Annotated in this window: 22 protein-coding genes and 1 pseudogene; 15 read left to right on the top strand and 8 right to left on the bottom strand. The window is 63.1% G+C overall.

The window, feature by feature from the left end:
• Nucleotides 1–498 precede the first annotated feature (498 nt).
• From U873_RS0132400 to U873_RS0132390, 3 genes are read left to right on the top strand one after another with little or no spacing between them, the layout of a single operon-like run.
• Complete coding sequence (locus U873_RS0132400; RefSeq protein ID WP_025132212.1) at nt 499–1,875, top strand: TolC family outer membrane protein; 1,377 nt, start codon at nt 499–501, stop codon at nt 1,873–1,875.
• Between the two features lie 18 nt (nt 1,876–1,893).
• Entirely contained in the window at nt 1,894–4,053 is a 2,160-nt protein-coding gene (locus U873_RS0132395; RefSeq protein ID WP_025132211.1) for a type I secretion system permease/ATPase, read from the top strand.
• A gap of 16 nt (nt 4,054–4,069) precedes the next feature.
• Nucleotides 4,070–5,425, top strand: coding sequence for an HlyD family type I secretion periplasmic adaptor subunit (locus U873_RS0132390; protein ID WP_025132210.1), 1,356 nt, complete (start codon nt 4,070–4,072; stop codon nt 5,423–5,425).
• 103 nt (nt 5,426–5,528) lie between these two features.
• On the opposite strand, the gene U873_RS0132385 is transcribed toward U873_RS0132390, so the two are convergent.
• Together U873_RS0132385 and U873_RS0132380 are read right to left on the bottom strand one after the other, a co-directional pair.
• Entirely contained in the window at nt 5,529–6,128 is a 600-nt protein-coding gene (locus U873_RS0132385) for a tRNA-uridine aminocarboxypropyltransferase (RefSeq protein ID WP_025132209.1), read from the bottom strand.
• A 13-nt stretch (nt 6,129–6,141) separates the two neighbouring features.
• Complete coding sequence (locus U873_RS0132380) at nt 6,142–7,035, bottom strand: LysR family transcriptional regulator (RefSeq protein ID WP_025132208.1); 894 nt, start codon at nt 7,033–7,035, stop codon at nt 6,142–6,144.
• Nucleotides 7,036–7,413: 378 nt separating this feature from the next.
• Between U873_RS0132380 and speB the strand changes: the two genes are divergently transcribed.
• The 6 genes and pseudogenes from speB to U873_RS0132350 all read left to right on the top strand — a co-directional run bounded on the left by speB (nt 7,414) and on the right by U873_RS0132350 (nt 11,344).
• Entirely contained in the window at nt 7,414–8,364 is a 951-nt protein-coding gene (speB, locus tag U873_RS0132375; RefSeq protein WP_025132207.1) for an agmatinase, read from the top strand.
• Between the two features lie 148 nt (nt 8,365–8,512).
• Nucleotides 8,513–8,739: pseudogene (locus U873_RS37315) on the top strand (DUF4440 domain-containing protein); the annotation flags it as partial.
• A gap of 21 nt (nt 8,740–8,760) precedes the next feature.
• A complete protein-coding gene (locus tag U873_RS0132365; RefSeq protein WP_025132206.1) occupies nt 8,761–8,976 on the top strand; it encodes a hypothetical protein in 216 nt (71 codons plus the stop codon).
• A 128-nt stretch (nt 8,977–9,104) separates the two neighbouring features.
• On the top strand, nt 9,105–10,484 hold the full coding sequence (locus tag U873_RS0132360; protein ID WP_025132205.1) for a sodium:solute symporter: 1,380 nt from the start codon (nt 9,105–9,107) through the stop codon (nt 10,482–10,484).
• Between the two features lie 306 nt (nt 10,485–10,790).
• Nucleotides 10,791–11,057: a hypothetical protein gene (locus U873_RS0132355; protein ID WP_025132204.1), complete on the top strand. Its 267-nt coding sequence runs from the start codon at nt 10,791–10,793 to the stop codon at nt 11,055–11,057.
• A 26-nt stretch (nt 11,058–11,083) separates the two neighbouring features.
• Nucleotides 11,084–11,344: an acyl carrier protein gene (locus U873_RS0132350; protein ID WP_025132203.1), complete on the top strand. Its 261-nt coding sequence runs from the start codon at nt 11,084–11,086 to the stop codon at nt 11,342–11,344.
• Nucleotides 11,345–11,431: 87 nt separating this feature from the next.
• Here U873_RS0132350 and U873_RS37310 read toward each other — a convergent pair whose 3' ends face one another.
• Together U873_RS37310 and U873_RS0132340 are read right to left on the bottom strand one after the other, a co-directional pair.
• Nucleotides 11,432–11,560: a PA1414 family protein gene (locus U873_RS37310; RefSeq protein WP_011059908.1), complete on the bottom strand. Its 129-nt coding sequence runs from the start codon at nt 11,558–11,560 to the stop codon at nt 11,432–11,434.
• A 134-nt stretch (nt 11,561–11,694) separates the two neighbouring features.
• Entirely contained in the window at nt 11,695–12,576 is an 882-nt protein-coding gene (locus U873_RS0132340) for a LysR family transcriptional regulator (RefSeq protein WP_025132202.1), read from the bottom strand.
• Between the two features lie 104 nt (nt 12,577–12,680).
• On the opposite strand from U873_RS0132340, the gene U873_RS0132335 reads away from it, so the two are divergent.
• Complete coding sequence (locus tag U873_RS0132335; RefSeq protein WP_025132201.1) at nt 12,681–13,838, top strand: MFS transporter; 1,158 nt, start codon at nt 12,681–12,683, stop codon at nt 13,836–13,838.
• Nucleotides 13,839–13,866: 28 nt separating this feature from the next.
• On the opposite strand, the gene U873_RS0132330 is transcribed toward U873_RS0132335, so the two are convergent.
• The 3 genes from U873_RS0132330 to U873_RS0132320 all read right to left on the bottom strand — a co-directional run bounded on the left by U873_RS0132330 (nt 13,867) and on the right by U873_RS0132320 (nt 16,249).
• On the bottom strand, nt 13,867–14,790 hold the full coding sequence (locus tag U873_RS0132330) for a DMT family transporter (RefSeq protein WP_025132200.1): 924 nt from the start codon (nt 14,788–14,790) through the stop codon (nt 13,867–13,869).
• Nucleotides 14,791–14,971: 181 nt separating this feature from the next.
• Nucleotides 14,972–15,385: a DUF2177 family protein gene (locus U873_RS0132325; protein ID WP_025132199.1), complete on the bottom strand. Its 414-nt coding sequence runs from the start codon at nt 15,383–15,385 to the stop codon at nt 14,972–14,974.
• A 27-nt stretch (nt 15,386–15,412) separates the two neighbouring features.
• A complete protein-coding gene (locus U873_RS0132320; protein WP_025132198.1) occupies nt 15,413–16,249 on the bottom strand; it encodes a S1 RNA-binding domain-containing protein in 837 nt (278 codons plus the stop codon).
• Between the two features lie 353 nt (nt 16,250–16,602).
• On the opposite strand from U873_RS0132320, the gene U873_RS0132315 reads away from it, so the two are divergent.
• The 3 genes from U873_RS0132315 to U873_RS0132305 all read left to right on the top strand — a co-directional run bounded on the left by U873_RS0132315 (nt 16,603) and on the right by U873_RS0132305 (nt 18,642).
• A complete protein-coding gene (locus U873_RS0132315; protein WP_016962619.1) occupies nt 16,603–16,791 on the top strand; it encodes a hypothetical protein in 189 nt (62 codons plus the stop codon).
• Nucleotides 16,792–16,987: 196 nt separating this feature from the next.
• On the top strand, nt 16,988–17,707 hold the full coding sequence (locus tag U873_RS0132310; RefSeq protein WP_025132197.1) for a TorF family putative porin: 720 nt from the start codon (nt 16,988–16,990) through the stop codon (nt 17,705–17,707).
• Between the two features lie 65 nt (nt 17,708–17,772).
• Entirely contained in the window at nt 17,773–18,642 is an 870-nt protein-coding gene (locus U873_RS0132305; RefSeq protein ID WP_025132196.1) for a DUF6279 family lipoprotein, read from the top strand.
• Between the two features lie 10 nt (nt 18,643–18,652).
• Here the strand turns inward: U873_RS0132305 and U873_RS0132300 are convergent, their stop codons facing one another.
• Nucleotides 18,653–19,045 (bottom strand): hypothetical protein, encoded by a 393-nt coding sequence (locus U873_RS0132300; protein WP_025132195.1) that lies wholly within the window; start codon nt 19,043–19,045, stop codon nt 18,653–18,655.
• Between the two features lie 196 nt (nt 19,046–19,241).
• Between U873_RS0132300 and U873_RS0132295 the strand changes: the two genes are divergently transcribed.
• Entirely contained in the window at nt 19,242–19,985 is a 744-nt protein-coding gene (locus U873_RS0132295; RefSeq protein ID WP_025132194.1) for a thioredoxin family protein, read from the top strand.
• 143 nt (nt 19,986–20,128) lie between these two features.
• Nucleotides 20,129–20,446, top strand: a 318-nt coding sequence (locus tag U873_RS0132290; RefSeq protein ID WP_025132193.1) for a helix-turn-helix domain-containing protein, incomplete at its 3' end; no start/stop codon positions are given.

Genomic DNA, 20,446 nt, shown 5'->3' with positions numbered 1-20,446 from the left:
CAGACCCTGTGCCCGGCAGCCCCGCACCCATGACGAGGCGTGCCAGTCTTGATGTCCCGCCCTCCCTTGCTTCCAGTCGGACGGCTGATGCGGCGAAGCGTCGGACAACGCTGCTTCGCTGGGCTTCGGACCGCTTGCCAACTACATTGCGCGAACCGGTGGAAGAGCAATCCGACAAAAAAATGTCGCCCAAATCCGGTCCTCGCCTCCCTCCCTGTAACCACTTCCCTGCCCTGAACCACCTGAAATTTTGAATGCCCCCAGAAGTACAAGGAAGCGCTACAGCGCCTGCAATATCTGGGCTTTCGCTTGGAACAATGTCTTGCTTTGGCAAACATGCATAAGTTTTTTTTGGCATAAAACCTATGAGATTTTTTTCTTAGCTATCCTCCTGAATGTTCTTAGCTCTGTTGTAAACAAGATGAGACGGTTCAAGTCTCAATTTTTAGTCATATTTTTGACGAAAACTGTGTTTCACAGGATCAGGGAGAGACACCCATGCGCGCGTTCACCCCCCTCAGCGGTGCGATTCTCTTGGCTTCGCTGTGCGCCAACCCGGCTCAGGCCATGTCATTGACCGAAGCGATCCAGAGCACTCTGGACAACCACCCGGAGCTTCGCGCCAGCCAGAACAACCGGCTGTCCGCCGATGAGGATGTAAAAGTGGCCAAGGGCGGCTTCTATCCAAGCCTGGACCTCAATGCCGGCTACGGTCGGGGCTACAGCGACAACACCACCACCCGGGGCTATGGGGTGGCGCGTGGCACCGGCAACCACAACACAGAGACCCTGAACTACACCCAGTCGGAACTGCGCCTGCGGCAGATGCTGTTCGACGGTTTCAACACCGCCAATGAAGTCGGGCGTACCCAGTCGGTGGTCAACTCCCGGGCCTACTACACCCGAGGCACCGCCGAGAGCCTGGCCCTGCGCACCATCGAGGTGTACCTGGAGGTGCTCAAGCGCCGTGAACTGGTGACCCTGGCCAAGAACAACCTGCAGGCTCACCTGCGGGTCAACGACCAGATCGGCCTGCGCAGCAAGCAGGGCGTGGGCAGCATTGCCGACCTCGATCAATCCAAGGCCCGTCGTGCCCTGGCGGAAAACAACTACGACACCGCCCAGGTCGACCTGGCCGATGCCGAGGCCAACTTCTATAGCGCCGTGGGGCGCCTGCCCGACGAGCTGGAAACCCTGCCGTCGATTCGCGGCGAAGTGCCACAAACCATCGCTGATGCCAAGCAGAGCATGCTGCTGAACAACCCCTATCTGAAATCCGCCCAGGCCGATATCCAGGCCGCGGAAAGCCAGTACGAGGTGGCCAAGTCGCCGTTCTATCCCCGCTTCGACGCCGAGGCCGCGGTGAACGCCAACGACAATGTGCAAGGCGACCTGGGCCATGACAACGAATGGCGGGTCGGGGTGATCATGAACTACAACCTGTTCCGCGGCGGCAGCGACAAGGCTCGCCTGCAGTCCGACGCGCACAAGATCAACCAGGCGATGGACATCCGCAACAACGCCCTGCGCATGCTCAACGAGAACATCACCCTGGCCTGGAACGCCATGCTCAACGCCAAGAAACAAACCCCCACCGCCCGCGAATACGCGGAAACCACCACCCGGGTGCGGGCCGCCTACCAGGATCAGTTCGGTCTGGGCCAACGCACCCTGCTCGACCTCCTGGACAGTGAGAACGAGCTGTACAACGCCAACCGCCGCTACACCGAGGTGCGCTACACCGAGGAGTTCTCCATGTACCGGGTACTGGCCAACATGGGCGAGCTGCTGAACAAGGAAAAAGTCGTGGTACCGGCCGAAGCCATCGCCCAGAGCGAAGTGAAGAGCGAGGCGCGCTTGCCGGAAATGAAGTAGTCCCGTGGAGGACTCAATTTGACCAGCATCGAACCCGGGAGCCAGCACGCCGATCCTCGTGCCAGCTTTGATGACCCGTTGTTGGACGGATTACTGATCCTGTGCAAACTCCACGGCTGCAACGTCAGCCGGGGCAGCCTGAGTGCCGGCCTGCCCCTGGACAAACAGCGCCTGAGTCTCGACCTGCTGCCCCGGGCCGCCGCCCGGGCCAGCCTCCAGGCTCGCCTGCTGCGCCGCCCGCTGGAAGCGATTTCGGCCCTCAACCTGCCGGTGCTGCTGATCCTCCACGGCGGCCGCTGTGCGGTGCTGCGGCGCTGGGGCGAGAACGACCAGGCGCTGCTCCTGCCCAGCGAAGCCGAAGGCGGCGAGCAATGGGTCAGCCGTGAAGAACTGGCCCGGGAATACAGCGGCCAGGCCCTGTTTGCCCGCCCCCGCCATGAACTCGAAGACTTGCGCAGCCCCCTGGTGCCCCGGGTCGACGCCTGGTTTCGCGACACCCTGAAACTCTCCCGCTGGCTCTACAGCGACGCCATTCTCGCCAGTTTCCTGATCAACCTGCTGGGCCTGATGGTGCCGCTGTTCGTGATGCAGACCTACGACCGCGTAGTGCCCAACCAGGCCACCTCGACCCTGTGGGTCCTGACCCTGGGCCTGCTGATCGGCACCGGTTTCGAACTGGTGCTGCGCATCCTGCGGGCCCACCTGCTGGACCAGGCCGGTAAAAAAACCGACGTGATCCTCTCCGCCACCCTGTTCGAACGCATCACCGGCATGAACATGAAGGCCCGCCCGGCCACCATCGGCGGCTTTGCCCAGAGCATCCACGACTTCCAGGGCCTGCGGGAATTCCTGACCGCCGTCACCCTGACCAGCCTGATCGACCTGCCCTTCGCCCTGCTGATGCTGGTGGTGATCGGCCTGCTCGGCGGCTGGCTGGTGGTGATCCCGGTCCTGGCCTTTCCGTTGACCATTCTCTTTGCCCTGGTGATCCAGGTGCGCCTGCGCGATACCGTGCAAAAGAGCCTGGCCCTGGGCGCCGTGCGCCAGGCCCTGCTGATCGAGACCCTGGGTGGCCTGGAAACCCTCAAGGCCTGCAGTGCCGAGAGTGAACGCCAGCACCAGTGGGAAAGCACCCACGGCGCCCTGACCCGCCTCGACAGCCATGCCCGCAACCTCTCGGCCCTGGCCACCAACGGCACCCTGTTCATCCAGCAACTGGCCGGCATGGCCACCATCGTCGCCGGGGTCTACAGCATCATCGCCGGCAACCTCAGCGTCGGCGCCCTGGTGGCCAGCTACATGCTCGGCAGCCGGGTCCTGGCGCCATTGGGGCAGATTGCCGGGTTGATCACCCGCTACCAACAGGCGCAGCTGACCATGCGCAGCACCGATGCACTGATGGCCCTGCCCCAGGAGCGGGATGCCCGCCAGCGCCCCCTGGAGCGCACCCAACTGCAAGGCGCCCTGGAGGTCAGCCGGGTGACCTTCCACTACCCCGGGCAAGGCACCCCGGCCCTCAATAACATCAGCTTCAGCCTGCAACCCGGAGAGCGGGTCGGCATCATTGGCCGCAGCGGCTCGGGCAAAAGCACTCTGGCGCGACTGGTGATGGGCTTCCTCACCCCGGAAGAAGGCCAGGTGCTGCTGGATGGCCTGGACCTGCGCCAACTGGACGTGGCCGACCTGCGCCAGCAGATCGGCTACGTCGCCCATGACCTGCCGCTGCTGGCCGGCAGCCTGCGCGACAACCTGACCCTGGGCGCACGCTACATCAGCGACGCGCGGATGCTTGAAGTCGCCGAGCTGACCGGCGTCACCGAGCTGGCCCGCCAGCATCCCCAGGGCTTCGACCGGCCCGTGGGCGAGCGCGGGCAACTGCTGTCCGGCGGCCAGCGCCAGGCGGTGCTGCTGGCCCGGGCGCTGCTGCTCGACCCGCCGATCCTGCTGCTGGACGAGCCCACCAGTGCCATGGACAACAGCAGTGAGGACGCCCTGCGCCAGCGCTTGCTGGCCAAGGTCCAGGGCAGGACCCTGCTGCTGGTGACCCACCGCACCTCGATGCTCAGCCTGGTGGATCGCCTGGTGGTGCTGGACGAAGGACGGATTGTCGCCGACGGACCGAAAGACGCGGTCATCGATGCACTGCGCAAGGGCCGTGTCGGCTCTGCGGCCGTCTAGCCCGGGGGAAGCGAACATGCCAATGCCATCGTCGTTGCGCGGTTACTTGGGCAGCTTTCGCAAGAGCGCGGAAAGCGAATTCATGCCGGAAACCGCCGGTGCCTCGCTGCAGGACTCGGCGCGCGGCTCACGGCTGACGGTGTGGATCGCCGCCGCGCTGATCCTCAGCGCCCTGCTGTGGGCCAGGTTCGCCGTGCTGCAGGAAGTCACCATGGGCGAAGGCAAGGCCATTCCTTCGAGCAAGGTCCAGGTGATCCAGAACCTGGAGGGCGGCATAGTCACCGAGATCTTCGTCCGGGAAGGACAGATGGTGGACAAGGGCCAGACCCTGCTGCGCCTGGACGACACGCGCTTTCGTTCGAACAAGGGCGAGAGCGAGGCCGACCGTTTTGCCCTGATGGCCCAGGTCGAGCGCCTGTCCGCCGAAGCCGAGGGCAAGCCCTTCGTGCCCTCGGCCGAAGTGCTCGGCAAGGCCCCGCAAGTGGCGGAAGACGAGCGCTCGCTGTACGAGCAGCGCCAGCGGCGGCTGGCCAGCGAACAGCGCACCTTGAGCGAACAGCTGCGGCAGAAGACCCAGGAACTGGCGGAGTTCCGTTCCAAGCAGGGGCAATACAGCTCCAGCCTGGCCCTGCTCAACCAGGAGATGAACATGTCGACGCCGCTGGTGGGCACGGGCGCCGTGTCACCGGTGGAGATCCTGCGGCTCAAGCGCAGCGCGGTGGAGATCCGCGGCTCCCTGGACGCCACCACCCTGGCCATTCCACGGGCCGAATCGGCGATCAACGAGATCAAGAGCAAGATCGACGAATCGGTGCAGACCTTCCGCTCCGACGCCGCCAAGGAACTCAACGAGAAGCGCACCGACCTGTCGAAGATCACCGCCTCGGGCATCGCCATCGACGACCGGGTCAACCGCACCACGGTGGTGTCGCCGGTCCATGGGGTGATCAAGCAGCTCAAGGTCAACACCATTGGCGGCGTGGTCCAGCCCGGCAGCGACATGGTGGAAATCGTGCCCCTGGAAGACAACCTGCTGATCGAGGCCAAGGTCCGCCCCCAGGACGTGGCCTTCCTCCACCCCGGACAGAAAGCCATGGTCAAGTTCAGTGCCTACGACTACACCATCTACGGCGGCCTGAGCGCCAAGCTGGAGCTGATCGGCGCCGACACCATTACCGATGACAAGGGCAACAGCTTCTACCTGATCCAGGTGCGCACCGACAAAAACCACTTGGGGGGCGACGTCAAGCCGCTGCTGATCATCCCCGGCATGGTGGCCACGGTGGACATCATCACCGGCGAGAAAAGCGTGCTCGACTACCTGCTCAAGCCGGTGCTCAAGGCCCGCACCGAAGCCATGCGCGAGCGTTGACTGCAGCTTAGGCGGGAGCCGACTTGCCGGCGTAGAGGGCCTCTGACGTTGCAGCAGGTTTGAAAGTGCTTTCGCGGGCAAGCCCGCGTCTACAGGCAAGAAGTCAGGGTTGGGCGCCGTGGTTGCGCTGGTAGGTGTCCTCGCCCATTGCCGCGATCTGCCCCTCGATCAGCGCCTCGAACGGCCGCAGCAAGGGCTCGAACGAGGCCGGAGCTTCCAGCACCTCCAGGGCCTGGACGATCGCCTCTAGGGTCGACAAGGCGCCCGGTCCTGGGGCCTTGCGCAAGCGGTAGCGCGAGGCTGTCGCCGCCGCCAGGGTCACCCGGGGCAAGGCCGCCAGCAGCGGATTGAGGTGCAGCAACTTGCGCGCCTTGCGCCAGGTGCCATCGGGCACCACCAGCAGCAGCGGCTCCTGGCTCGCAGCATAGGCTGCAAGTGGCTGGGCATCGTCCGCCGGGAACAGCAGCCGAGCCTGGTAACCAGGGCGCTGAAGCAGCGCCGGCAGGTCCTCGAACACCTCGCCGACGATCAGCTCGGCATTGTTCAACCCCAGTGCCGCCAGGCGCGCTGTGTTCAAGGCGTGGTTGACCTCGCTGGGATGCTGCAACAGCAGGACCCGGGTGCGGCTCGGCAACTGCGGGATCAACGGGCACAGGCAATGGCCTGCGGGGCGCAGGCAACGCTGACAACGTGCTCGGGACATGGACACTCCTGCTTTACGCCTGATTGAGCTGGGCCTTGAGCAGATCTCGGAAGGTCTGGATCAAGGGTTCACGACCGCGACCGCGGCGCATGATCATGGAAAACGGCGCCTGGTAGCCGAAGGTCGCTGGCAGCAGCACGCGCAAATCGCCCTTGTCGGCCCAGGCCTGGGCGTAGTGCTCCGGCAGGTAGCCGATGTAGGCGCCGGAAAGCACCAGGATCAACTGCGCCTCCATGCTTTCCACCGTTGCCGCACTGTGCTTGAAGCCATGTCGGGCCAGCTCGGCCTGGCTCCAGTAGCCCCGGCCGACCATGCGCTGCTGGGTGATGACCTGTTCGGGAATGCGCCGCTCGCTGTACAGCGGATGGCGGTTGCTGCAGTACAGCCAGTGCTGTTCACGGTAAAGCGGCATGTACACCAGGCCGCTCATGCGTGTGGAGAAAGCCCCGATGGCCAGGTCCAGGCGGTTATCCTGGACCCCCAGTTGCAGCTCGTGAGGGCTCATCACCGACAGGTGCAGGTGCACTGCCGGATGCTCTTGGCTATAGGCTCCGATGGCCTCGGCGAACGGCAAGGCCTGGTCGCTGACCGTGGAGTCGATCACCCCAAGGTTCAGGGTCCCGCGCAACTCGCCCTTGAGGGCCGCCGCGTACTGTTCAAAGCCCTCCAGCTCCCCCAGCAGGCGCAGGGTTTCCTGGTGAAACAGCTCGCCCTTGCTGGTCAGGCTGAAACCGCCGCGGCCACGGTGACAGAGCACCAGGCCCAGTGAGGCTTCCAGTTGGCTCATGTAGGTACTGATGGCCGACGTCGAGAGGTTGAGTTCGTGCTGGGCATTGGCGAACCCCTGATGCCGCACCACGCTGACGAAGATGCGCAATAGTTTCAGATCAGGTAAAGCGTTGGCCATGACAGGCTCCAATCAAACGTTCAAGACACCATCCTCCGCCAACCTCGGCGACGGCGGCAATCAGCCGGGTCCGAGTTGTGGGGTACCGCTCATCGCTCCGTGATTGTTGGCTCCTGGGTCAATCCCGACGTTCGCTGCGCCGAGGTTGTAGCGGCCCGCAAAGCCTGTCCCCGTAGCAATGGGAAAACTGCACTGGCGCTGCGGAGGCGGAGTCTAGCTTCTTTGCCGGCCATTAGTTTAGAAAAATCTGAACTAAGTATTTGTCCGTAGCGATTCTTTTCCGCCCGTGCATTTCGCAGAATCGGCCCCACTCGGTCGGACGGGCAGGACCTGCTGCGCCGCCGAACCCATAAATAAAACAACGATGAGGCCTATCCCGTGGACAAGATTCTCCACCAACCACTGGGCGGCAACGAAATGCCGCGCTTCGGCGGCATCGCCACCATGATGCGTCTTCCCCATGTTCCCACCGCTGCCGGCCTGGACGCTGCCTTCGTCGGCGTACCGCTGGACATCGGCACCTCGCTGCGCGCCGGCACCCGCTTCGGCCCCCGGGAGATCCGCGCCGAGTCGGTGATGATCCGCCCCTACAACATGGCCACCGGCGCCGCGCCGTTCGACTCGCTGAACGTGGCCGACATCGGTGACGTGGCGATCAACACCTTCAACCTGCTGGACGCGGTGCGCATCATCGAAGAGGCGTATGACCGCATCCTCGAAAACAAAGTGATCCCCCTGACCCTGGGCGGCGACCACACCATCACCCTGCCGATCCTGCGGGCAATCCACAAGAAACACGGCAAGGTCGGCCTGGTGCACATCGATGCCCACGCAGACGTCAACGACCACATGTTCGGCGAGAAGATCGCCCACGGCACCACCTTCCGCCGCGCCGTGGAAGAAGGCCTGCTGGACTGCGACCGGGTGGTGCAGATCGGCCTGCGGGCCCAGGGCTACACCGCCGAAGACTTCAACTGGAGCCGCAAACAGGGCTTCCGAGTGGTCCAGGCCGAGGAGTGCTGGCACAAGTCCCTGGAACCCTTGATGGCCGAAGTCCGCGAGAAAGTCGGCGACGGCCCGGTGTACCTGAGCTTCGACATCGACGGCATCGACCCGGCCTGGGCCCCAGGCACCGGCACCCCGGAAATCGGCGGCCTGACCACCATCCAGGCCATCGAGATCGTCCGCGGTTGCCAGGGCCTGGACCTGGTGGGCTGCGACCTGGTGGAAGTCTCGCCACCCTACGACACCACCGGCAACACCTCGCTGCTGGGCGCCAACCTGCTGTACGAAATGCTCTGCGTACTGCCCGGCGTAGCCCATCGTTGAGAGCCGGTCAGGAGCGAGCAAGCGCACATGCCTAACGCCGCCAAGTCGTTTTCGGCGCCCAGTGTCGTTGCTCGCTTCGTCTGTACCCCGTCCTCGATGGCTGTTGCCCAATGCCGGCAAGGCATTGGCCAGGCCGATGACGGGAAGGGATGGTTTCGAGGTGCTGTGCTGCACACCTCGAACAACGCCGGCGTCCGCCCACAAGGGGACGTCGTCGGGTTGACTCATGACGTAGCCACGCCGCTGCGCATGCAAGGGGAGCAAGACTTCAGCCAGGAACGCGAGACCCTTGTGTCTTGCACAAAACAACAAGGCCTCTGGCTGGCCTGTCACAACCATTTGTCCGCTATGCCGGAAGGGCTGCCACCCCCTTAGCCAATGTGATCGGAGCAGATCATGAATAACAACAAAGAAAAACGCCTTAGCCACATCGCAACCAGCAGGATCGGACCGATCCTCGAACACCAGCGCGACACCAGGCCTTGCGACCTGTTTCGCCTGATCGCCGGCCTGTCCAGCAAGGCTGGCGCCCCCCTCAAAGCTGCGCACTCCAGCATCGTCAGCCGCTGTCTCAGCGGGCTGCCGGCGGGTCGCGCCCTACTGCCCGGATAGCCTCCAGCCGCTGCCCCGCGATAGAGCCCTTGAGCCTTGTAGAAGACTTGAGCACGCCTTCGCTGCACAGCCAGCACCTGCATGAACTGTTTGTTTCACATAAAAAAGATAATCGGAGACACGCCATCATGGCTTTAGATTTATTTGTCGTACTCATCTATGCCGCCGGCATGCTCGTGCTCGGCTACTACGGCATGCGCAAGGCCAAGACCCACGAGGACTACCTGGTGGCCGGCCGCAACCTTGGCCCGAGCTTGTACATGGGCACCATGGCCGCCACCGTACTGGGCGGCGCCTCGACCGTCGGCACTGTACGCCTGGGCTACGTCCACGGCATCTCCGGCTTCTGGCTGTGCGCAGCACTGGGCCTGGGCATCATGGCGTTGAACCTGTTCCTCGCCAAACCCCTGCTCAAGCTGCGGATCTTCACCGTGACCCAGGTCCTGGAAAAGCGCTACAACCCCATGGCCCGCCAGGCCAGTGCGGTGATCATGCTGGCCTACGCCCTGATGATCGGCGTGACCTCGATCCTCGCCATCGGCACCGTGCTGCAGGTGCTGTTCGGCCTGCCGTTCTGGATCTCGGTGCTGCTGGGCGGCGGCGTGGTGGTGGTCTACTCGGCCATTGGCGGCATGTGGTCCCTGACCCTGACCGATATCGTCCAGTTCGTGATCAAGACCGTAGGCCTGATGTTCATCCTACTGCCGATCTGCCTGTACCGCGTGGGCGGCTGGGATGAGCTGGTGGCCAAACTGCCGGCGTCCAGCTTCAGCTTCACCACCATCGGCTGGGACACCATCATTACCTACTTCATGATCTACTTCTTCGGCATCCTGATCGGCCAGGACATCTGGCAACGGGTGTTCACCGCCAAGACCGAGAAAGTCGCGCAGTACGCCGGCACCCTGGCCGGTTTCTACTGCATTCTCTACGGCCTGGTCTGCGCCCTGATCGGTATGGCCGCCCATGTTCTGCTACCGGATCTGGACAACGTCAACAACGCTTTCGCCGCCATCGTCAAAGCCGCCCTGCCGGACGGCATCCGTGGCCTGGTGATCGCGGCCGCCCTGGCGGCAATGATGTCCACCGCCAGCGCCGGCTTGCTGGCCGCGTCCACCACCCTGACCGAAGACCTGCTACCGAAACTGCGAGGCGGCAAGCAATCGAGCCTGGGGATCAACCGCCTGTTCACCTTCCTCACCGGCATCCTGGTACTGGGCATCGCCCTGGTGGTCAATGACGTCATCAGCGCCCTGACCCTGGCCTACAACCTGCTGGTGGGCGGCATGCTGATCCCGCTGATCGGCGCCATCTTCTGGAAGCGCGCCACCACCTCCGGGGCCATTGCCAGCATGGGCCTGGGCTTTGTCACCGCCCTGGTGTTCATGTTCAAGGATGGCCTGGATGCCAACACGCCGATCTACTACAGCCTGGCCGTGGGCCTGGCGAGTTTCGTGGTGGTCAGCCTGGTCTCGCGCCGTACGGCGCCCCTGAGCAACGCGGTCTGAGTTGAACTCGGACGCTTGAAGTTTTCTTCGGCGGGTGCAGCGTCGGTGGCTGCACCCGTTTTTTTTTCGCCTGCAGAAAACGCCCCAGGCCCTGCCGCCCCTGGCCTGCAGGCATGTTGCGCCGGGTGAGAAAATTGACGAATGGTCACCTCAGGGAGAAATAAGCTGTGCTGTACTGAGGTTCAGCGACGACTGTTCCATCACCGGGACAGTACAAGGATCGCTGGCAGCGTCTGCACGTGCTATCGCATCCCCTTGGACAGGGTCACACAACAACAAGAAGTTCTTTCCTGTCCCGAGGTATTTATGGACCGTTTCGATATCCAGCGAAGCATCCAGCGCTCCATCGACGCGCAAATGGCCCTGAAATGGTCCATCCCCCCTTCCCAGGCCTGCAGCAGCGACAGTTACTCCCTGGATCTCAAGGCCCTGCTCTACAGCCTGGAATGCGAGTTCGACATCCAGCTCGACCCCGAGCACGACCTGTACTGGATCAGCTCCATCAGCGATCTGAGTCAGTTCATCCTGGAAAAGACCCGCCGTAGCGATGCCCGCCAGCCCCGGCACTCCTGACCTCCTGAACCAGCGGGAGGCCTGCCATGAATCGCGCCGACGCTCGCCAGGCGGTATACCAGCTCATCCAGCATTGGCTGGACAGCCCGCGCGTGCTTGACGACAACAGTCGCCTGCGGGACCTGGGGCTGGACATCGAGGATATCGAGGCCTTGCTGTGGCGCCTGGAAGATCGCTTCGACCTGAGCCTCTCGCCGCGGGCAGAGGAACACTGGGTCGAACAGATGCACAGCGTCGACGACCTGATCCGGTTCGTGCTGATGATTTCGTGGCAGAACGAGGGTTGAGCGCGGCAACCGATGCACAGGCATCGGAGCGCAATCTCGGGCGAAGCAGGCGAGAGCCGGAGCCTTCACTCCGCTCTCGCAGCAGGCTCAACGGCGGCGTTGCTGACGGCGCCGCAGTTCTTCATCGGTAGGAATCGGCACCGGTTGCAGCGGTGGCTCGATCAGGCCCAGTGCGACGCCAAGGTCGTGCAGCCAGCTTTGCAGTTTGTCTTTCATAGTGCCCCCTCAAGGGTCGTGCCGAGCGGCGATACTGCGCCGCCTCATGCAGATGATAGTCCTAAGTTTTCCTGCGCGCTGCCCCTCAATAGCAATGAACTGTTACCGGATTCAGGCCAATCCACCACGGGGATTCACCCTGCGGCCCGCACCTGCCCGGCGGCCGCCTGCTGCAGTTCGATCCAGGCATTGAGATTGGCGCCCACCATGCCCTTGCGCCACATCAGCCAAGTGGTGGCACGGGCGAACGGTTCGGCCAGGGCATGCACCGCGACACTCTCGCGCCCCGGCAGGCTGTCGAGCATCGAACGCGCCATCAACGCCACTCCGGACCCGGCGATCACGCAGGCCAGCATGCCCTGGTAGGACTCGATCTCCATGGCCCGGCCCATGGCCGCGTGGTAGTGGGCAAACCAGGACTCCAACCGCATGCGGTAGGAGCAGCCCTGGCGAAAGGTGAACACCGAACGCCCTTCCACATCCAGGGCACTGCGCACCGGCGGATGATCGGCCTCGCTGATCAGGACCAAGGTCTCATCGCACAAAGGCACGCCGTCCAGCCCTGCCAGCGCCAGGGGGCCGTCCACCAGGGCTGCATCCAGGCGCCCGGTCAGCAGCCCTTCAAGCAGCTCGCCACTGGGCCCGGACTGTACCTGCAGATTCACGGCCGGATAGGTTCGGTGGTAGCGCGCCAGCAACGCCGGCAAATGAATCGCCGCGGTGCTGTACATGGTCCCCAGGACGAACTCCCCCGCCGGCTGCCCCCCCTGCACCGCAGCCTGGGCCTCATCGTGCAGGGCAAACAGCCGGGCGGCGTAATCCAGCAGTACCTTGCCCGCCGGGGACAGCTGCAGGCGCTGGCGCTCACGCAGGAACAGCTCGACTCCCAGTTGCTCCTCCAACTGCTTGAGGCGGGTGGACAGGTTCGAGGGCACTCGGTGCAGGCGCTCGGCGGCACGGGTGATGGAGCCCTCTTCGGCCACGGCCTGGAAGATGCGCAGTTGACTGAACTCCACAAGATTCTCCAAAACTGAACAAGTTACTCACTATTATTCATTTTTAAAGAAAGTCAATCAGCTCTAGCCTGACGGTCATCGTGTCTGCCTCCGGAACCCTGACCATGTCCCCTCTGCTCCGCCTGCTCGCCAGTTTCATTGCGCTGATGATGGCCATGGGCATTGGCCGCTTCGCCTTGACCCCGCAACTGCCGCACCTGATCAGTGAAGGCCAGGTCGACCTGACGTACGCCGGGCTGATCGCTGCCGCCAATTACCTGGGTTACTTCCTCGGCGCGGTGGATGCCATGTTCGCCCGGCGCCCGGCCCAGGTGCAGCGGCGTCTGCTGGGAGGCCTGTGGCTGTGCGTATTGCTCACCCTGGCGTCCTTCTGGGCCGTGGGTTTCTGGCCGCACCTGCTGCTGCGCTTTGGCACCGGGGTGGCCAGTGCCTGGGTGCTGGTGATGATCACCGCCCTGAGCCAGCCCCTGGCCCTGGCAGCAGGCCGCCCACGCCTGGGCGCGCTGGTGTTCGCCGGCCCGGGGCTGGGGATCATGCTCACCGGCCTGCTGGCCCTGGGTTCCAATCTGCTGGGGCAGCATTCCGCCGATCTATGGCTGTTGTACGCCGCCGTAGCCTTGCTGATGCTGCTGGTGATCCTGCCGATCCTGCCACGGGCCTCGACCACCGGCCCCGCCCCCCGGCGCGACGCCCCGGATGAACCGAAGGTGAACCGCCTCGGGCTGGTCTACGGCTTGTATGGCGTGGGCTACATCATTCCGGCGACCTTCCTCTCGCAGATGGCCAGCGCGCGGTTCCAGGGCCAATGGCAAGCCGATCTGTTCTGGCCCGCCTTTGGCCTCGCTGCCGCCCTCGGCGTGGTCCTGGTCAGCCTGCGCCGGCCGGGCCCGGACAGTACCCGCCACTGGTTGATGGCGACCCTGTGGCTGCAAGCTGCTGGCGTCCTGGCCTGCCTGCTGGGCAACGGCCTGGGACTGGCCCTCGGGGTGCTGTTGTGTGGCACGCCTTTCCTGGCCTGCATGCAGTTGGTCATGCAACGCTCCCGGGAACTGGCACCACAATCGGCCCAGCGCAATGCCGGGTTGCTGACCGCCTGTTTCGCGGTGGGGCAATTGAGCGGGCCGTTGCTGGCAGCCTTGAGCAGTCACTTCAGTGGTGGCCTGCAGTTGGCGTTGATCGTGGCCGCCGCTGGCCTGTTGAGCGCAGGGGCGCTGTTGCTTCGGCAGCAAGCGGCGAGCGGAGAATGCGCCGCACTGCCTTGAGAACCGGCAGTGGCCGCTCGAGCCCCGCTCAGAGCAAGCTGCGCAGGCGCCGGCGCAACCACTGCTCGGCACTGACAAAGGTGATGCCCAGCAGCACCAGCACCGCGCCGAACACGAAGTTGATGCTCAGGGGTTCTCCCAGCAGCACGACGCCAAAGGTGACGCCGAACATCGGGGTCATGAAGGAGAACACCGCCAGGTTGGCCGCCAGGTAGCGCCGCAACAGCCAGAACCAGGTCAGGTAGCTGAAGAACGACACCACCAGCCCCTGGAACAGCACACTGGCCACGGCCACGGGAGTCAGGCTGACATGGGTCACCTGGCCACTGAGAACGGCAATCAGCAGCAACCCGACAAACCCCACGATCAGTTGGTAGAACAGGGTCAAGGTTGCCGGTGCCTCGGACAGGCGCGACGCCCGCACCACCACCGTGGTCGCCCCCCACGCCAGGCCCGCCAGCAACCCCAGGGCATCCCCCAACAGCATCCGGCGATCCAGATTGTCCAGCGAGATTCCCCCGGCAAACGCAATGCCGATCCCCACGAAGGCCAGCAGGATGCCCAGCCATTGCAAGGGCCTGAGGCGCTCACTGGGCAGCAGCCAGTTGACCCCCAGGGCGGTGAAGATCGGCGCGGTGTAGAGAAACACCGACATGTGCGCCGCGCTGGTGAGCTTCAGGCCTTCGGCGATGAACAGGAACTCCAGGCCGAACAGGCTGCCGGCCAGCAACCCTGCGCGCCAGGTACTCGGCACCTGGGACCAGCCACCTCTCCAGCACATCAGCAAGGCCACCAGCAACGCCGAAATCCCGGAGCGCGCCGCAGCCTGCATCACCGGGGCAATGTCCGGGGCTGCCCATTTGATCATCACCTGCTGCACGCCCCAGATCAGGCACAGCCCCAACATCACCTGCAGGGCAAATCCATCGGCGCTGCGCCGTTCGATGCTCACCGCAAGACTCCCGATTGATTCAACAACATGACAGACACTCGATAGAAACCGCAGGCCCCTGAAGGCGTCCCGCAGCCAAAGGAAAAAAGACGATCAATGATCCGGCAACGCCGGGGATGAAGTCTGTAAAAATTCTTGGCTCGCCGTTGCTGGCGCGATTGCCAGCCACAGCCTCTGCCCGTCAGCCACGCCGAGCGCCCCAACGCTGTGTGCATCCGTAGCCGAAGGTGCAGGCCAGGGCACTGACCAGCACGCCCCAGGCCATGTCCATCAGCGCCAGCGACGCCGGCCAGCCCTGCAAGGTCGCCCAGTTGCTCAAGTCATAGGTGCCATAGGCCACCAGGCCGAGCAGCGCGCCCAAACGCGCCGCTCGCGTCCAGCCGCCCTGGCGCAGGGCAGGCAGGACGGCGAACGACACACAGCCCAGGACATAAAGAAGATAGAACAGCACCGCCGGGACCGGCAGTGGCTGTTCGAGCAACAGGGAACCTAGCTGAGCCCTGTAGGTGGGCCCCATCATCAGGCCCAGCCACAGCGCGTCGAGCAGTACGAAGGCCAGCAAAGTGGCGAGGTAGGCCGCCAGCGTGGTTTTCATGGGGAACAACCGCAGAAGAGACAGGCCTCAGCTTAGCTCGATGCGATCCGCATGAATGACGATCTGGCCCTGTTTGTAGAGTGTCCCGATGGCCTTCTTGAAGTTGCCCTTGCTGACGCCGAACAAACTGCTGATCAACGCCGGGTCGCTCTTGTCGCTGACCGCCAGGGAACCATCGTTCTCGCGCAACTTGGCGAGGATCTTCGAGCTCAGGCTGGTGGCCGCCTGCTCACCCACAGGTTGCAGGCTCAGGCTGATCTTGCCGTCGGCGCGCACTTCCTTGATGAACCCTTTCTCCTGCATCCCCGAGCGCAGGAACTTGAACACTTCGTTCTTGTGAATCAGGCCCCAGTGCTTGTTATTGATGATTGCCTTGAAGCCCATGTCGGTGGACTCCACCACCAGCAGGTCCACTTCCTGGCCCGGCGTATAGTTGGCCGGGGTCTTGTCCAGGTAGCGATCCAGACGGGCCGTGGCGGTGATACGGCGGGTGTGCTTGTCCAGGTAGACGTGCACCACGCAATACTCGCCGGCATTCATCTGGCGCTTCTCTTCGGAATACGGCAGCAGCAGATCCTTGGGCAGCCCCCAATCGAGGAACACGCCAATACTGTTAACTTCGGCGACTTTAAGGCTGGCAAACTCACCGACTTGAACTTTGGGCTTTTCAGTAGTTGCGATTAACTTGTCAGCACTGTCCAGATAAACAAAAACATTCAACCAGTCTTCATCTTCACTGGGAATATCCTTGGGAATATAACGATTGGGCAGCAGTATTTCACCGTCCGCCCCTCCGTCCAGATACAAACCAAAGTTAGTATGTTTAACCACTTGCAAACTGTTGTAGCGCCCGACTAAAGCCATTTCCAATACCCTCATTGCGTGGGCGGCATTCTACCTGTTTTCCGAGCCGACGTTGGCGCTCCTGAATCGCTGCCGATGAAAATCCGTGGAGAACCCCGATTTTTCCGGCCTGGCCGGCAGCCCAGCGCCCACTCGTCAGGCGGGGAGAAACAGCAAGGGCCAGCACAGGCGACTCCCAGGCTGTAATTTCAACCTCTGGTCTTTATTTAAAACAGCTACTTAGGAAGATCTTTGGGAGATGAACTGAAGAAAAAAGCCGGAAACCAACCGTCTGTTCCAGAGGATATTTGCCAAGCAATTGTCAAGTGTTTCTGATAAGATGCCTGGCCAAATTAATTTTCCCCAAAGGTTAAATGGCCGCCATGCGAGTAAAAGCCTCCAACAGCAAAGCAAAACCAGCTCCCGCCGTTGAAACCAGCGAATCGATCAACGAACAAATCGCGGCGTTCCTGAAATCGGGCGGCGAAATCCAGCAAATTGCCAAAGGCGTCAGCGGCCAGACCTTCGGCCCATCCAAGCAGATCAGCCTGGGTAAAAAGTAACTCCCCCCGCGTTATCCTGGTCCCTCGGCGCTTTGCCCTCAAAGCGCTAGGACTGGCACTCCCTCCCCTCTCCCTGCACTAAAAATCGACGAACGGCCCTCCTCCACCGGCATTCGCCAGTATCCTTGCACGCTTCTAGATCAATCGTTTCAGCCGACCGTCAGGTTGTCACTCCGCGCCGCCAAGGGAGTGCTGCATGCTCAAACCCGCCATATTGCTCTTAAGCCTGCTGCTGGCCTGCCCCCTCGCCCAGGGCCAGATCTTCCAGCGCGAACTGGGCGACTTCGACCTCAAGCTGGGCAGCAGCCCCAGCCGCAGCATGGCCCAGGGCCTGGTCAAACCCTCCTCCAGCGGTTCCTTCCACGGCGGCCTCGACCTGAGCCACGACAGCGGCTGGTACTTCGGACAATGGTCCCCAAGCATGGGCCTGAGCCCGTCCAGCAACCTTGAAGTGGACTCCTACCTGGGCTTCAAGCAGCCCCTCGACCAGACCCTGGGCTACGAGCTGGGGATGATCCACTACAACTACCCGAAGCTGAATAGCCGGGACAGCCAGGAGCTCTACGGCGGCCTGACTCTGCTGGGCAGCCGTTTTGGCGCCGCCTTCAGCAACGACCCCGACAAGCGCAACAGCACCCTGTTCGCCGACCTGGGGGGCAACCCGCCCTTTGGCGTCGGCGTCAGCGTCAAATACACCAGCCACCAATTGAACAATGGCGTATCGGTGGCCAACGGCGGTTACGTGGCGGGCTTCAGCGACTGGTCGATCAAGCTCTCGCGGCCCTGGCTGGGGATCGACCTGAACCTGATCTACAGTGACTCCAACCTCAACGGCAGCGAATGCACGGCCTATTCCGGGCACAACGCCGAATGCGACGGCCTGCTGACCTTCAAGGCCGAGCGCGCCTTCTACTGAAACGCTGAACTGCCAGGGCCCTTGCGGGTTCAGATGAACGAACCCGCACTGGCAAGGATTCGAACATGTCGCGCCACTGGCACCTGCTTGTTCCGCTCCTGATCATCAGCCTGCTGCTCGGCGCCTGCAGCCGGGTCGGCCTGGCCTATCGCAACCTCGATGTGATCATCCCCTGGACCCTCAACGACTACCTGGACATGAACAGTGAGCAGAAGGGCTGGCTCAACCAGCGTCTGCAACAGCACTTGAGCTGGCATTGCACGACCCAATTGCCCGGCTACCTGGGCTGGCTCGACCGCCTGCAACTGATGGTGCAGAACAATCAGGTCAGCGACGAAGCCCTGCAGGCCCGGACCGAGGAAGCCAGGCAGGCCATCGCTGAGACCGCACGCCAGATCACGCCCTCGGCGGTGGAGTTGCTCCAGGGCCTGGACGATCAGCAGGTCAAAGAGATGAACAACGCCTTCGCCAAGGACCTGAAGGAGCATGAGGAGCAATACCTCAAGCCACCTGTCGCGCAACAGATAGAGCAACGCAGCCAGCGCATGAGCAAGCGCCTGAAGGCCTGGCTCGGCCCCCTGAGCCCCGGCCAGCAGCAACGGATCGACCAGTGGTCCGCCTCCCTCGGGACGCAGAACCAACAGTGGATCGCCAACCGCGCTCACTGGCAGGCGCAGTTCAGTGCCGCCGTGCAGCAGCGCCAGGACCGTGACTTCCCACAGCGCATCGAGCAGTTGCTGATCCACCGCGAGAGCCTATGGACCCCGGCATATCGCCAGGCCTTCAGCCACACCGAACAGGCCGCACGCAGCCTGCTGGTGGACCTGATGGCCAGCAGCACCCCGGAGCAACGCCAGCGCCTGCTGAAGAAGATCGACGGCGTACGCCAGGACTTCGCCGCCTTGAAATGTCTGCGCAACACCCAGCCGGGCTAGCCGGCCCCGCCTAGGCGATCTGGGCCTTGGACGCGACTTGGTCAAAGGTTTCCGGCAGCAAGGCATCCGCCTGCTCATCCAGGACCTGACGCGGATGATCATTTCCTGGAATGCTGCTGTCGATCAGGCACAACAGGCTCGACCCACGGGCCGTGAGCACAAAGTTCTCGCCATTGCCGCCCTCGTCCTCCGGCCGGGTCTCGATAAAGCCCCGGTCCAGCAGCAACTTTTCGTACTCGGTGGCCGTGACCTTCAAATCATCCAGGTTACCCGTGGGCTCACCCTCCGCCGCCTTGGCGGCCGCATGCTGCTCGGCATAGGGACGCGGGGTAAAGCTGTGGCCCGCGCCGTTCTGCACCTCGTGCAGCAACCGTTCAATCAGATCCCAGTTATAAGTCGTCATCCTGATCCAACCTCCAGACATGAGAATGAAATGCCGTTCATAAGGTGTGACCGGACGGATTTTCAGCCGTTCAGCCAATCCGCCGTACCGGAATGACCCCTGATCGGAAACCGCTGGGCAGCTTGTCGATCATGCCGCCGGGCAAACGACTAGCGTGTGTAGGACCCATCGCCCCACTGCCTTGAGGAGAGACGTCATGAACATCAGCGATCACCCCGTGGTCTCCCGGGAACATTGGCTGCAAGCACGCAAGCAGCACCTGATCCGCGAAAAGGCCTTTACCCGCCAACGCGACCAACTGAGCGCCGAACGCCGTGCGCTGCCCTGGGTAAAAATCGACAAGCCCTACCACTTCCAGGGCCCGGAAGGCACCCTGAGCCTGGGCGAACTGTTCGGTGCGCACAGCCAGTTGGTGGTCTATCACTTCATGTTCGGCGCCGGCTGGGAAGAAGGCTGCAAGGGCTGCTCGTTCCTGGCCGACCACTTCGACGGTGCCAATCAGCACCTGGCCCATCACGACGTGGCCCTGGTGGCGGTGTCCCACGCACCCTACGGTGAATTCCAGGCCTTTCGCCGGCGCATGGGCTGGCGCTTCCCCTGGGTTTCCAGCGCCGGCGACGACTTCAACCAGGACTTCGGGGTCAGCCTCAGCGCCGAGCAATGGGCCGAGGGAGTCGCCACCTACAACTATGAGCCGGCCAGCGGCGACGAAGAGGAATTGCCCGGCCTGAGCGTGTTCTATCGCAACGACCAGGGTGAGATCTTTCATACCTACTCCACCTACGCCCGCGGGCTGGACCTGCTGGTAGGGGCCTACAACGTCCTCGACCTGACGCCCAAGGGGCGCAATGAAGAGCAGATCATGGGCTGGGTCCGGCACCACGACCGCTACCAGGAGCCCTCCAAAGGCAAGGGCAGCAGTTGCTGCTGTGACGATTGAGATGCGCCTCGCCGACAAGCACAATGCCACCCGATGGGCTCCTGCAACCGCATTGCGCAGGAGCCGGCTTGCCGGCGAATCTTGCTCACCCGCAATCCCCATCTGCAGCAGACTGCAATGATCCACCCGACTAAGCTGCAATCATGACCAGCGCCTATCACAGCCTCCATGAATACACCCTGCGCATGAGCCGTGTTCTGGAGCATATCGACCAGCACTTGGACCAGCCCCTGGAGTTGGCGGACCTGGCGCGGGTCGCACATTTCTCGCCCTATCACTTCCATCGCCTGTTCAGCGCCTGGGTCGGCGAACCCCTGGGGGCCTACCTGCGTCGCCGACGCTTGGCCTGCGGCGCCTACCTCCTGGCCAGCCGAAGCCAGGCGTCGATCCTGGAAATCGCCCTGGAGGTCGGCTTCGGTTCCGGCGAAGCGTTTTCCCGGGCCTTCAAGCAGCACTTCTCG

Source organism: Pseudomonas sp. PH1b, assembly GCF_000633395.1.
Lineage (GTDB): Bacteria > Pseudomonadota > Gammaproteobacteria > Pseudomonadales > Pseudomonadaceae > Aquipseudomonas.
Note: the sequence above shows the minus strand (reverse complement) of the source record. Positions and strands in the feature narration are given on the sequence as shown.

Coding starts and splice junctions, on each gene's coding strand:
- U873_RS0132305 (WP_025132196.1), top strand. CDS start 17,773: ATGTCGCGCCACTGGCACCTGCTTGTTCCGCTCCTGATCATCAGCCTG.
- U873_RS0132310 (WP_025132197.1), top strand. CDS start 16,988: ATGCTCAAACCCGCCATATTGCTCTTAAGCCTGCTGCTGGCCTGCCCC.
- U873_RS0132335 (WP_025132201.1), top strand. CDS start 12,681: ATGTCCCCTCTGCTCCGCCTGCTCGCCAGTTTCATTGCGCTGATGATG.
- U873_RS0132320 (WP_025132198.1), bottom strand. CDS start 16,249: ATGGCTTTAGTCGGGCGCTACAACAGTTTGCAAGTGGTTAAACATACT.
- U873_RS37310 (WP_011059908.1), bottom strand. CDS start 11,560: ATGAAAGACAAACTGCAAAGCTGGCTGCACGACCTTGGCGTCGCACTG.
- U873_RS0132380 (WP_025132208.1), bottom strand. CDS start 7,035: ATGGCCAACGCTTTACCTGATCTGAAACTATTGCGCATCTTCGTCAGC.
- U873_RS0132295 (WP_025132194.1), top strand. CDS start 19,242: ATGAACATCAGCGATCACCCCGTGGTCTCCCGGGAACATTGGCTGCAA.
- U873_RS0132385 (WP_025132209.1), bottom strand. CDS start 6,128: ATGTCCCGAGCACGTTGTCAGCGTTGCCTGCGCCCCGCAGGCCATTGC.
- U873_RS0132315 (WP_016962619.1), top strand. CDS start 16,603: ATGGCCGCCATGCGAGTAAAAGCCTCCAACAGCAAAGCAAAACCAGCT.
- U873_RS0132350 (WP_025132203.1), top strand. CDS start 11,084: ATGAATCGCGCCGACGCTCGCCAGGCGGTATACCAGCTCATCCAGCAT.
- U873_RS0132365 (WP_025132206.1), top strand. CDS start 8,761: ATGAATAACAACAAAGAAAAACGCCTTAGCCACATCGCAACCAGCAGG.
- U873_RS0132390 (WP_025132210.1), top strand. CDS start 4,070: ATGCCAATGCCATCGTCGTTGCGCGGTTACTTGGGCAGCTTTCGCAAG.
- U873_RS0132355 (WP_025132204.1), top strand. CDS start 10,791: ATGGACCGTTTCGATATCCAGCGAAGCATCCAGCGCTCCATCGACGCG.
- U873_RS0132360 (WP_025132205.1), top strand. CDS start 9,105: ATGGCTTTAGATTTATTTGTCGTACTCATCTATGCCGCCGGCATGCTC.
- U873_RS0132400 (WP_025132212.1), top strand. CDS start 499: ATGCGCGCGTTCACCCCCCTCAGCGGTGCGATTCTCTTGGCTTCGCTG.
- U873_RS0132325 (WP_025132199.1), bottom strand. CDS start 15,385: ATGAAAACCACGCTGGCGGCCTACCTCGCCACTTTGCTGGCCTTCGTA.
- U873_RS0132300 (WP_025132195.1), bottom strand. CDS start 19,045: ATGACGACTTATAACTGGGATCTGATTGAACGGTTGCTGCACGAGGTG.